Here is a 12,603-nt window from a genome sequence, read left to right as displayed (position 1 = left end):
GATTTTTGTCTTCACATCTTACTCCGTGCCGTTCCGTGTTTTCCGTGGTCGGTCACTTCTAACCACGGGATACCCGGACAAGGAAACTTAAGGCTTAACGGATACCCATCGACGCGGATTTTCCGGATCTTGCATGATCGCCCCGCCCATCCAGCCGGTTTTATCATCGTAGTAGACCGCTTGAAATGTAATATGCAATCGGGCTAACGAATCGAGCGGTTGTCGGCTCTCGATGTATTTTTTTAGACGCGGATACTCGCTCTCATCAAGACCGAATTCAAAAACTCCATCGGGCGGTATCGGTGTTTCGGCTTTATTATGCGCTTGCAAGTTTGTAACTCCCGGCGGAGGGCCGTAAGCGAGATCGTAAATCATACGCCCCCCAGATCCATTCGTCTCACTAAAATCCAAGCTGAAATTCATCCGCGTGATGGTTTTTCCGGAAGTATTCTTGATCTTGATCGCAAGCCCGTTTAGCCAGTCGGGCCGAGCCGAAATGTCCTGGTCAAATGAAACAGGATCTTTACCGATTGAAACGCCAAGTATCTTAACAGGCAGATCAAGCCAACTCGCCCCCATACTGATGCGTTTCGGAGCACCAGGAGCGGAGGTCGCTCCAAGACTTCTTTCCAGATCGGCTATTCGTCCCGGAATGCCCTTTACATCCCCGCGGATCTTCAGGCTTTCACGGAACGAAAACAAACCAACGCCGTATCCGCGCATGAAACCTTCCTGTTTGCGCGTCCAGTTTCGTATGTCTCCTGCGTTTTCAGGAAAATTCGGAGGGCTGTTAATGAACTTGGTCAGCTTCTCATCGTCAGCTTCCGATACAAGGCTTTTCGAATCTGCGATCACGCGTTTCAGTCCGTCGAAGAAATTGACAACAAAATCCGCATCACCCGATGCTCTCGTTCCCCACATCCCGCCGTCCTGGAGCAGAACGAAGTCAATCTTAGCCAGATGCTCACCAGTCAGCGGATAGTCAAGGACTATGAAACTCTTCGTCGTTCCGGGCAACAACGGAGCTTCTAGAGGAACCGCCCTCTGTGTCGTGCCGGGCATACCGTTAACCACAAAACCGATCACATTCGCCGTCCCATTGTTCTTAACTGAGTAGGTCAGCATTTTTCCGTCGTTTGGAAACACCTGCAACTTACCGATCGTGATCTGCAAAGGGCTTTTCGGCTGCTCCACAACCTTCAAATTCTCCGGCGGCGGCAGATAGTTCGGTTGGCCAAACGCGGACAGCGAGAAAAGGGTCAGCAAAAACAATGCACCAAAGCTCGCATTACTAAAATATGATCTTTTCATTCGTCTACTCCTTTGTTAGGGCGGCGACCCATCGTTGTGGATCGTTCGTGTCCTGCTGTTGTAATTGTCCGCCCATCCAGCGCGTGTTGTCGTTGAAATATATCGAGGAGATTCCGACCGATATTCTGGTTATGTCGATCGTCGGGTAATGGCGCCCGAGAAAATCTTTCAGAGCGACGGCCTCTTTGTCGTTCATCATTATTTCAAAGGTTTCGCCCGGGGCTACGAGTGGTTCGGCCTTGTGATATTCTTCCTGCCTTACCCTCGGGCTCGGGTGCGGGCCGTAATACATCTCAAAAAGAAATGGAGCCCCCACACGAATCGTTTCGGGAAACTCCACATCGTAAGAAACGTGCCTGATCGTTTTTCCCGAAGTGTTCTTCGGCCTGATCTTGAACCCACTCGCCCAATCGCTGCTGCCCGCGAAACGTTCATCGATCGAGTAGTTCTTTCCACCGACCAAAAACCCCAACACTTTGACCGGTTCCTTAAAAACATTCCAAAGCGAGACCTGCATTAGGTTGTCGTTGTTAGGCGGAGCAACCCCGAGAGCACGTTCCAGATCGCGAATACGCGCCGGAATACCGCTCAAGTCTTCGCGAGCCTGCATGTCTCCCTGCATTTTCAACCGGGCCGTAAAGAATCCCGCTTTGAATCCCTCTTGCCGCTTCGTCAGCTTCGGAAGATCGCTCATCTCCGGCAGCATTGGCTCGCGGGTGATCAGCGATCTCAGCCCCGCGTCATCTTTGCGGGCAATGAAGCCTTTTAACTCAGCCAACAGCTGTTTTTGCCCGTCGATGAACCCCAGCAGATAATCACGCTGCACTTGAAGATCCGGCCCCCACGTCGTCCCGTCATCGAATAGTACAAGATCCACACTCATCAACCACGAACTCGATCGCGACCTGCCGTCATAAGCCAAAACCGGACATGAAAATGGCTTGCTGGCTCCGACAAGGAAAGGTTTTTCGAAGGCAAGTTGATCGATATTCGACGACGGCAGCCCCAGATAGATCGGATAGATCACGCCTTCCTTTTCACTACGCAATACGATACTGCGAATATCTTTCACTCCCGCGTTGCGAACGGTGTATCGGAACATCTTCATGCTGCCGCCCATCGCGTAAACGCCGTCGATCGTGATCTGAACCGGGCTTTCGGGCTGGTTAACGGCCTTGATATTTTCCGGTACGGGATCGAGTTTTTGCTGGGCTAAGCTTACGCCGACGAAGCAGAGCAATAGGATCGCCGAAATGCGGGCCACGGCCATTTTCATGTAATCGAAATTCTTCATTCTGGTGCTTCGTCAAAGTACTTTATTCGGGTTATTTCGATCGGATATCCTTCGAAGACGTTCGACGCTGGAAAGCGCAGCGTGAAAAAGGCGTCGATCTCGATCAACGGTTTTATTCCCGACGACTGACTTGAACCGCTCACGTCCCGGCCAGTACTACACTGGATCGCGATCTCACGGATCGGCCGTCCCGTTCGGTTTTGGATCTTGATCTCGAATTGATCGAGGGGATCCTCCATCTTGCGGGTGACTTCAATAACGACGATGCCTTCGACCCTTGAAACCACTTCAGGGAGCTTTTTACTTGGTTCCGCTGAAGATTCCTGCCCAAAAGCCTGTTGTGCAGCTCCGGACAGACACACAACTACTAACGCGGCCAGCACGGTTAGGATAGGACGATTTATTTTGAGCATTTACGCCTCCTTCGCTCTCGTAGGAGAGTGGGGAAAAACTGGACAAACGAGCGTGAGAACGGGCATTTGCCGGCGATGAAAACTTATGGGGAATGATAATCCTGATCCGAATCAGTGTCAATAGTCTTTTTGAGCCCATCTTAAGCAGAGCGCGTGTCCCATAGCAACTTGGGGTTGGTGTCGGAACTGCCCAGTCGCCACCTAGCCAGGGCATCGAACCCTGGTATGAGAATTTTCCGCTCGCTGAAGGCGAGCAACGATCGTGAACCCTGTTCGTCGCCTTCAGCGACAAGACTCAATAACGGACTTACCTAGGGTTCCGATCGCTGTCGCTCATTTCACCCCAGGCTTTGATGTTGGTCGCCGTTGGCGTCAGGACCGACGGACACATCCACATCTTCGCGATTTTTCAGGCAACGGAGATTCGGTTTTAGGCACTAAATTACAGAGTTTCGGGTGTTTACGTTATACTTGTATAACAGATATTCCGAAAAATCTTATTTCAACAAAGCCAACTATATGAAACCTATTAAAGATCGCTTTTTGTCGCTCGCGATGATCTTCGCGGTGCTCGTTTCGACCTCGTCGTTCGCCCTCGCCTTTGACGAAGGCATGTTCGCTCCCGGCCAGATCGCCGCACTTCCTCTGAGCAAACGCGGGCTAAAGATCAAGCCAAATGAAATTTATAATCCCGGCGGTGTCGGGCTGACCGATGCGGTTATCCGTTTGTCAGTGGGCTGCACGGCGGAATTCGTCTCGCCCGACGGCCTGATCCTGACCAATCACCACTGCGGATTCGACGCTCTGGTCAAGGCTTCGACGCCGGACAAAGACCTCGTCGAAACCGGTTTTAAGACAGAGAGCCGTGCCGGCGAGATCTCCGCTAAGGACTATTCGATCTTCATCACCAACCGCGAAGAGGACGTCACCGCCCGCGTCAAAGCCGGGACCGAAGGCTTGACCGGAGCTGCACTCGCTGACGCTTACAAGAAAAATTCCGATGCCGTTGCCGCGGCTGAACAGGCGAAGGCAAAGCCCGGTGCGGTCGTCCGTGTACAGATGCTGAACAACGGATTTTTCTTCTATCTCTACGAAACGCAGCAGATCAAAGACGTTCGCGTAGTTTACGCACCGCCGCGTAACATCGGTATCTTTGGCGGCGACCCTGACAACTTTGAATGGACGCGGCACACCGGCGATTTCACGTTTCTCAGAGCCTACACGGCTCCGGACGGATCTTCGGCAGCCTACTCGCCAAACAACGTGCCGTTCAAGCCAAAGAAATTTCTCACAATGAACATCGGCGGCCTGAAAGACAACGATTTCGTTTTTGTGCTTGGTTATCCGGGCGGGACGACGCGTTACCGCGAGAGCTGGTCGATCAAATATGCCCGCGAGGCCAACTTCCCTTTCCTCGAAAAGTATCTCGATGCTCTGAGCACGTCATTGCGAAAGATCGGGGAAACGAACGAGGAAAAACGGATCGCTTTCCAAAGCGACATTGCCAATTATGACAATTCGCGCAAGGTTTACGGCGGCGGCGCTTTCCGGCTTCGTCGTGCGAACGTCGTCGAGCAGCGTCAGGCCGAAGAGGCCAAACTCGCTACATGGATCGCCGCTAATGCCGATCGTCAGAAAAAGTATGGCAATGTGCTCGCAGAGTTAAAGTCGCTGTCAGAAGAAACAAATGCCACGTCAAAGCGTGATGTGATCGTCCGTCGTCTACCCGATCCGCTGTCGATGCCGACATTCGGCCAGATCTATGCAGCCGTCGCCGCAACCAGCGGCCCGAACGCCAAGCCATTCACCGACGAGCAGCGTGCCGCCAAGCTCAAAGAAGTCGAGGAGGCATATAAAGAACGAGAGCCAGCCCACGAACTTGAGTTGCTCAAGGCATTCCTAAAATGGCTCGACGAGCTGCCAGCCGACCAGAAGTTTGCACCCGCCGAGACTCTTTTCGGTTCGCTCAAGGGCAAAGCCCGCCGCGATGCCGAAGCTAAATTCGCCGATACCATCGTGAATGGCGAATATTCGTCGGCACAAAGAGTTGCTGGGCTTTACGGTCCGCGTACGATGGACTTCAACAAGGAGCGCGAGGATATCCTCGGCTTTGCCCGCGGCCTGAACCAGGAGCATCAGGCTCTCGGAGCTCGAACGGCTAACTTTAACGCAAACATCAACCGGCTTCGGGTTGCCTACATGGGTGCTTTGACCGAGATGCAGGGCAAATCGCCGGTCTATCCGGACGCGAATTCTTCGCTCAGATTTTCGTACGGCAACATCAAAGGCTATGCCCCGCGCGAAGCCGAATTCCGTACACCTTTCACCACAATGAAAGGTATGCTGGAGAAGGACACGGGCATTAATCCGTTCGACGCTCCGCAGAAACTCAAAGATCTGCAAGCGGCGAAAGATTTCGGACGATACGGTGAAGGCGACAGCGTCGTCGTCAACTTCCTCTCGACCACGGACATCATCGGCGGCAACTCCGGCTCGCCGATCCTCAACGGCAACGGCGAACAAGTCGGCCTCTGCTTCGATGGCAACTACGAGGGCCTGGGCAACGATTTCTACTACGATCCTGACTACAACCGCACGATCTCAGTAGATATCCGCTACGTTCTCTTCGTCGTAGAAAAATTCGGCGGAGCGAAATGGGTCGTGGACGAAATGAAGGTCGTCGGCAAGAAATAGTGCTTGGTATTTATCGGGCATTTCTGCTTAAGTCGGCGTGGAAAATCTCTGGATATCCACGCCGCTTTTTTGTTCGTAAATAATAGTTATGCAGCCAAAGATCCTCTCAATTCTCAAAACCCTCTCGCTTACCGTCGGAGCGGTCGTATCGACGGTAGTAATGCTGCTCGTCCAGGATGGCGGGTTTGACAGCTCGCTGCTGGTGCTGCTGTTGATGGGTGTTGCCCCCTACGTCATTTTTTTGTTCTGACGCTGCTGCTGGAACGTTTCACAAAACTCCCCCGAATTCATCTGATCGGCTTTATTATCGCCGACCTGATGCTGATGTTCACTGCCGGCATTTATGCTCTGACCTGGAACGATCGGACCTCGCCTTTTTACGCGTTTCTTTTCTTAGTTGTTCCCATCTATCTATTGATCGGAAGCCTCGTTCTGCTCGCCCTCAGCGTCGGCATCTCATGGTTGATCTCGAGACTAAAAAATAGTTTCCAACCACGGTCGCGCAATTTGATCTTAAGCCGTGAGTAATTACACACCTATTTTTCCCCCTGAGTATACGTACGCGTGAATAGCCCGTATTTGCGGGCTTTCTTTGTGGTTTGTGAACGGACTGTTTGGCACGGCGTTCGCGTGGTTAAGTGCGGAAAGCGTTATTTGACAACCTATACCCGAATAGCGTGGGAGGTTACTATTATGAAGAACTTGCTACTGATCTCTGGAATCCTTATTTCCATGATCTTATTACCAAATCCGACCCGCGGAGATGTATCGCTCCTAGTCTTAGAGGCCGTCGGCGTTGCCGGCGAATACACAGGCTCTGGTCATACCGCGATCTATCTTTCTAACATCTGTGCAGAGACCCCAGTCAAACTCAGGCCCTGTCGGCAAGGCGAAGCTGGCGTAGTGATCAGCAGCTATCCATCATTTAGCGATGGCAAGTCGTACGAATGGATAGCTATACCGCTCAACCCGTTTCTCTATGGAGTTGAGGACGAGGCCGATATTCCGCTTTACGCTAACGGCGAGATCCGGAATTTCATGCGTGAGAATTACCGGCAAAATCATCTTCGTGATCTAGTGCCCGATAGTCCGGACGGCTCGATGCCAAAGGGTGATTGGAAGATAATGCTGACAGCTGTCTTCAACCGCGACGTATACAGTCTGACTGTCCAAACAACCCCTGAAGAGGATGCGAAATTCCTCGAGAAATTTAACAGCCGGCCGAACGATGGAAACTTCAACACCCTCACAAATAACTGTGCCGACTTTGCTCGAAGCACACTAAACACATATTTTCCGGGTGCAACACGCCGAGACTGGATCAACGATATTGGCATCACGACCCCAAAAGCCGTAGCGAGATCGTTCACCCGGTACGCAAAAAAACGGCCAGAGCGGCTTTTCTACATTACCCGATACCCGCAGACCCAAGGCACGATCTGGAGAAGTTTCGATAACCGCAACTTCACGGAAATGGCCTTTAAGTCAAAGAAATACCTGATCCCGTCGCTGATCTTTGAACCCTCGCTGGTGCCGATCTTTTCGATCGTCTACTATGTGACGGGCAGATTCGATCTGCATAAGGCATATCTTGAATCCCCAAGTCCCGCGATCGCCAAGCTCAACCGCTCCAAAAAGGTCTTGAACGATCCTCGCATCATGTATTTCAACGCCAGCACCCGAACTGAAGATGTTGCGAAGGCGCTAGAACGCGAACGATTTACGGTCTTTGGCAGTAAAGAATCCTGGAAGGCTCACAAGACCGAATTTGTAGCAATGCTGAACAAGGCGATCCAGCAAAAGGTTTTTCAGGACATCGGCGAAGTCAATTCGTTTTTCAGGGATCTCGAATTTATGGGCGAACCAGCACTCGACCCGAATGGCCATCTCATTCTCAAGGTAAATTACTACGGCCAGATGCGCCAGGTCGGCCTGACGAGGGAGAATCTGCTCGATCCGAATTCGGACCGCGAACTTGCCCTGAAATTGGTAATGGCGAAAATAAACGTCGACCTGAACGCCAGTGAAAAGAATCGACGATTGTACCCTGATTTCTGGTTTGATTGGCAGTTAATGAATCAAATAATGGGCGAGCAGACGCCTGTTTTCGCAGGAATCGATAAGAATCGTGGGCGTTTCGTTAAGAATCCGCCGAAGATAAACGTCAAACGTGAGATCGAGAAGCTGATGATCGCTATAACGCATTAATGCTGTGAGTTTTCACGGCCGGCCGCGAGTAAATTCACATTACTCGCGGCCGTCTTTGGATTCCCTCGTGTAATCGAACCCATATTAGGCCCTTTTACGGGTCCGGTCTTGGCACGACACTCGCGTATAGATTAAGCGGGAAGCGATATTTGAAAACCCGGGAGGTCCATCATGAGAGTAGTAATATTCACATTGGCCGTCTTATTAAATTGCAATTTGGCACTGACGCAGGAAAGAGAATTTAAGATCAATCTTCCCGTCCGCGACCCGATCAACCAGAATCTGAATACTAACCAGGCTGAAAAGCTTACATCCGTTGCATTCGTTCCCAAACGGCGGATCGATACAGAAAAAGCCGCTACGTTTCGCCCAGTGGATCTCCGATCCACCTTCGTTGCAAACCAACCTGCTCAGCGAAACGCAAAGACCTCCGACTTCGACAAAGCGCTTGAGAACACTGCAAAAGATCCAATAGCCGTTCAGGAAAATGTCGATTTCGAGTTCCACTGGCGGTCCGCGATGATCCAATCCGGATTGTTCCTCGGTATGCAGCATGCGTTTCGCATGACCGAAAAAAAGACCCGCGACGAACTCGACGGACCTTTCTTTCGAGATTGGAAAGAGTCTGTCCAGAACCTTCACGGCTGGGATGACGGCGGTAAAACGTTTACCAGCTACGTTGCCCACCCGATGCAGGGAGCGTTGACGGCTCGCATTTTCGTTAACAACAGCGGCCGCGCAAAACGAGCGGAATTTGGGTTGACAAAGGAGTACTGGCAGAGCCGTGCGAAAGCGGTTGTCTGGGCGGCTGTCTGGAGCACCCAATTTGAGATAGGCCCACTCAGCGAGGCATCTCTCGGCAATGTCGGGCAGAAACTATACAAGGGTCATCACAGCAAGATGACATACGGTGATCTCGTCGTCACCCCAGTTGTCGGCGTCATGTGGAGCGTCGGCGAAGATGTTATCGACAAATACATCCTGACAAAATGGATCGAGAAGAAAGTCGAGAATCGTCTGCTGATGAAGATCTTTCGAAGCGTTCTTACGCCGACAACGAGCTTTGCGAATATTATTCGCGGCCGCGCCCCCTGGCGACGAGATTTTAGACGAAATTAACACCCCGCCAACTTTCCGCAATGCACACAACCACCCACCAAAGGCCTCGCACCCAGCGAGGCCTTGTTCTGGTTCAAAAAGGTCAATACTACGACTCGCAAGAAACGGACATTAACCTCGTTCAATAACTACAAGCACGGCCGTTCTTGCAAATTAAACAATACACGGAGAAAACTATGAGGAAAATAATCTTTGCCCTTGGGCTTGTCTCGCTTTTTGGCATTAACGGCCTCGCGTCGGTCTATATCAAGTATTACAACAAAGACTCGCAGGTTTGGACGTTCAAGGTAAGAATGGACGGACAGAACAAAGAAGTCACGTTTAACGGCTCAACCACGAGCGCAACAACCATACAGGGCAGCGGCATAAAAGCCATCGTCGAAACCAAATGCGGGAATGTCGAAGTCGCCAACGATTCCAAGATCGAGATCAAAGACGGCTGCATCAAGTTTGTAAATTAAACTACATCCTAAAATAAAAAAGGCTTTGCCGCCCAGCAAAGCCTTTTGTTTCGTCTATCTAGAAGCTACGCAGTTTTTTTATGACACGTCGTGCACTGCATATTCGTTGGGCCCTTGGTCAGTTTGTTTGTTTTCGCGATCTCGGTGTGGCAGCCGGCGCAATTCCTGTGAAGTGCCTGCTGATTCGTCAGCGAGATGATCGCCGTGCTTGACTCGTGCTTTATTTCAGGGATGGTGGCGAGGAGTTTTGGCTTCTCGCCGGCACGTGCATGACAGTCGCGGCAGGCCGCAACGCCCGTAAGGGCAGCACCTTTTGCAAACAGATCGGCAGTAAGTGTTGTCGTCCGGTCGGTCGGCCAAGCTGTTTTCAGCGGTGGATGCTTAAGAAGTTCCGCCGCTGGTTGGGCGGTGTGGTGACATTCCACGCAGCCGATCGGCCCGGTTCCGTCAATGCTGTAAGCTCCGCCGTTATGCTTAACATGATTGAAAGTGACCTGGCCAAGCTTTGAATCCTTGCCAAGAACTATCACCTCGGGCATCTTGACGTCATCGGGTGGTTTAACCTGAGCGAGTCCATGATTCGTGGAAAAAGTGACCATAAACGCTACTGCACCAAAGACCACAAGCGCCGCTATACCGAATAGAATTTTCTTTTTCATCGATAGATTCCTCCTCTGTTATGTTGTTGACACTAAAAAATCATCTTAACACTGTTCGGGAGGAAAGGATGTGATGCAACGCACAAAGAAAGCCCGGCAGATCTTGCTCTCCGCCGGGCCGCACATTGTCATCTGTCGCGTTATTTGTCGGAGTAATCGAGTTTGATCGAGTTCATCCCACGCAGGATGACCTTTTGCCGGCGCACCACACGCTTCCGATTCTTTGCCGGGTTAAAGACATTTAGCGGTGACGGGATCATCGCGGAAAGGAACGCGGCTTCTTCTCGCGTCAGGTCCGAGGCGGATTTTTTGAAATAGGTGCGGGCGGCGGCTTCGGCGCCGTAAACGCCGTCGCCCCATTCGATCACATTGAGATAGATCTCGAGAATGCGTTTTTTGGTCAATTCGCGTTCGAGGAAATAGGTGTAAACGGCCTCGCGGCCCTTCCTGAGGAAATTACGATCCTCGGAAAGAAACAGATTTTTTGATAACTGCTGGGTGACAGTGGACGCACCACGTTTGAAACTAGGCATCGGCGGTATCCAGTCGTCATCACTCGGCTTGCAGTCTTTCTTGGGGTTCCCGGCCGCTTTCGCTTCTTCCTCACACTCTTCGCGGGCTTCCTTTTCGCCTTCCTTGACCGCTTCATCCCAAGCAGCCTGGATCGCGTCCCAGTCGAAGCCGTTGTGTTGAAAAAAGCGCGAATCCTCTCCCGCCAACACAGCCCGCTGCAGGTGTGGAGAGATCTGCTCCATCGGCATCCAGATCATGAATTTCTTCGGTTCCCGGCCTTCTGCCCTTGCCTCAGAAAGACGAAATTCGATCATAGAAGATGTCGTGGGATTCTCAGTCCGCAGCCGTGAAATAGCCGGAAATGTGATAAGTTCGTATGCCAGCCATACAGCTATAGCTCCGATAAAAATTAAGGTTAGAACTTTGATCCAGTACCACATTTGTTACCTAGGAATTATCAAATAGGAATAACGTTTTGTAAATCGGAACTGTTCGGTATTTGTTTGGTTTACGGAATCGCAGAGAAAGCTTCCAATGCTTGAAATGTCGTCACAGTTACGGCTATCCTGTTATCTAAGTATAAACCTGACTAATATTGCGAGGGAACATGATGGGACAGCACGATAACGTTGTGGCGGTAATACTCGGTGGCGGTGCAGGTTCGCGGCTCTTTCCGCTGACCGGCGAACGTTCAAAACCTGCGGTTCCACTTGGCGGAACCTATCGTCTCATCGACGTTCCAGTCTCGAATTGCATCAATTCCGAGATCACACAGATCTTTGTTCTAACGCAGTACAACTCGGCTTCACTCAATCGGCACATCTCACGGACATACCGATTCTCTAATTTCTCATCGGGCTTTGTCGAAGTTTTGGCCGCGGAACAGACGAAAGATAACCCTCAATGGTTCCAGGGAACGGCCGACGCGGTCCGCCAAATGCTGCCGCACCTTCGCGATTGGCGTGTCGATACGCTTTTGATCCTGTCGGGTGACCATCTCTACCGGATGGATTACCGCAAGTTCCTCGACCGCCATTTCTCAACGGGCGCGGATCTGACCGTTTCCGTTGTTCCCTGCCGCCCTGACGAAGCTCCGGAATTTGGCCTGCTTAAAGCAGATCCGGATGGCCGTATCGTTGAATTCAAGGAAAAACCGAAGGGTGCAGATCTCGAATCGATGCGTGTTGACACGACGAGTTTTGGGCTGACGGCGGATGAGTCAGCGGGCCGGCCCTTTCTGGCATCGATGGGTATTTACGTTTTTAATTACAACAAGCTCGTTGAGCTCTTAAAAACAGACAACTCCTGGGTCGATTTCGGCCGCGAGATCATCCCTGCCGCGATCGAGAAATATACCGTCCAGGCTCATCTATTCAAGGATTATTGGGAGGATATCGGAACGATTCGAGCATTCTATGAAGCGAATCTGGACCTCGCGGCTCCGCTGCCGAAATTTAACTTCTTCGATGCTTCAGCACCCATCTACACCCGCAGCCGGTATCTGCCGCCGTCAAAGCTGATCGGCTGTGATATCGATAATTCAATGGTCTCCGAGGGCTGCATCCTAAACGGCGTCCGCATTCGAAAATCGATCATAGGCCTTCGAAGCCGTATCGACAGCGGTGCGAACATCGAAGAATCGATCATCATGGGCTCGGACATTTTTGAATCTATCAGTGAGATCCGTTCCAACATTGACAGCAATAAGCCGCACATCGGCATCGGCGAAAACACGGTTATTCGCCGCTGCATCGTCGATAAGAATGTCCGTATCGGAAACAACGTAAAACTGTTGAATCTAAATAATATTGAGTTCTACGATGCTCCGGACAAGTCTGTATATATCCGCGAGGGTATTATCATCGTTCCCAAGAATGCGACGATCCCTGATGGAACGGAGTTATAGCTGGAGGCTGGGCGTTTTGTCTTTC

General features: G+C 51.3%; 11 protein-coding genes. 6 read left to right on the top strand and 5 right to left on the bottom strand.

Annotated features, from left to right (window positions below):
* Positions 1-87: 87 nt before the first annotated feature.
* From IPG22_13675 to IPG22_13665, 3 genes are read right to left on the bottom strand one after another with little or no spacing between them, the layout of a single operon-like run.
* Positions 88-1,311 carry a hypothetical protein gene (locus IPG22_13675; GenBank protein MBK6589336.1) on the bottom strand — a complete coding sequence of 408 codons (1,224 nt, stop codon included), beginning with the start codon at positions 1,309-1,311 and terminating at the stop codon, positions 88-90.
* Positions 1,312-1,315: 4 nt separating this feature from the next.
* Positions 1,316-2,605, bottom strand: a complete 1,290-nt coding sequence (locus tag IPG22_13670) for a hypothetical protein (GenBank protein MBK6589335.1) — start codon at positions 2,603-2,605, stop codon at positions 1,316-1,318.
* Entirely contained in the window at positions 2,602-3,018 is a 417-nt protein-coding gene (locus IPG22_13665; protein ID MBK6589334.1) for a hypothetical protein, read from the bottom strand. The genes IPG22_13670 and IPG22_13665 overlap by 4 nt, the downstream gene beginning before the upstream one ends.
* Positions 3,019-3,537: 519 nt before the next feature.
* On the opposite strand from IPG22_13665, the gene IPG22_13660 reads away from it, so the two are divergent.
* From IPG22_13660 to IPG22_13640, 5 genes are all read left to right on the top strand, one after another.
* Positions 3,538-5,712 (top strand): S46 family peptidase, encoded by a 2,175-nt coding sequence (locus IPG22_13660; protein MBK6589333.1) that lies wholly within the window; start codon positions 3,538-3,540, stop codon positions 5,710-5,712.
* An 88-nt stretch (positions 5,713-5,800) separates the two neighbouring features.
* Positions 5,801-5,962, top strand: a complete 162-nt coding sequence (locus IPG22_13655) for a hypothetical protein (GenBank protein ID MBK6589332.1) — start codon at positions 5,801-5,803, stop codon at positions 5,960-5,962.
* Between the two features lie 443 nt (positions 5,963-6,405).
* The gene (locus tag IPG22_13650) at positions 6,406-7,920 is read left to right on the top strand and encodes a hypothetical protein (protein MBK6589331.1); all 1,515 of its coding nucleotides are present in this window, start codon (positions 6,406-6,408) and stop codon (positions 7,918-7,920) included.
* A 171-nt stretch (positions 7,921-8,091) separates the two neighbouring features.
* On the top strand, positions 8,092-9,039 hold the full coding sequence (locus tag IPG22_13645) for a hypothetical protein (protein ID MBK6589330.1): 948 nt from the start codon (positions 8,092-8,094) through the stop codon (positions 9,037-9,039).
* 176 nt (positions 9,040-9,215) lie between these two features.
* Positions 9,216-9,500 carry a hypothetical protein gene (locus tag IPG22_13640; GenBank protein ID MBK6589329.1) on the top strand — a complete coding sequence of 95 codons (285 nt, stop codon included), beginning with the start codon at positions 9,216-9,218 and terminating at the stop codon, positions 9,498-9,500.
* Between the two features lie 65 nt (positions 9,501-9,565).
* Here the strand turns inward: IPG22_13640 and IPG22_13635 are convergent, their stop codons facing one another.
* Both IPG22_13635 and IPG22_13630 read right to left on the bottom strand, forming a co-directional pair.
* On the bottom strand, positions 9,566-10,159 hold the full coding sequence (locus tag IPG22_13635) for a cytochrome c3 family protein (protein ID MBK6589328.1): 594 nt from the start codon (positions 10,157-10,159) through the stop codon (positions 9,566-9,568).
* A 140-nt stretch (positions 10,160-10,299) separates the two neighbouring features.
* Entirely contained in the window at positions 10,300-11,112 is an 813-nt protein-coding gene (locus tag IPG22_13630) for a transglycosylase domain-containing protein (GenBank protein MBK6589327.1), read from the bottom strand.
* A 167-nt stretch (positions 11,113-11,279) separates the two neighbouring features.
* Between IPG22_13630 and IPG22_13625 the strand changes: the two genes are divergently transcribed.
* The gene (locus tag IPG22_13625; GenBank protein ID MBK6589326.1) at positions 11,280-12,578 is read left to right on the top strand and encodes a glucose-1-phosphate adenylyltransferase; all 1,299 of its coding nucleotides are present in this window, start codon (positions 11,280-11,282) and stop codon (positions 12,576-12,578) included.
* Positions 12,579-12,603 lie beyond the last annotated feature (25 nt).

It is taken from the genome of Acidobacteriota bacterium, assembly GCA_016703965.1.
GTDB lineage: Bacteria > Acidobacteriota > Blastocatellia > Pyrinomonadales > Pyrinomonadaceae > OLB17.
This window is presented reverse-complemented; position numbering and strand designations above follow the sequence as displayed.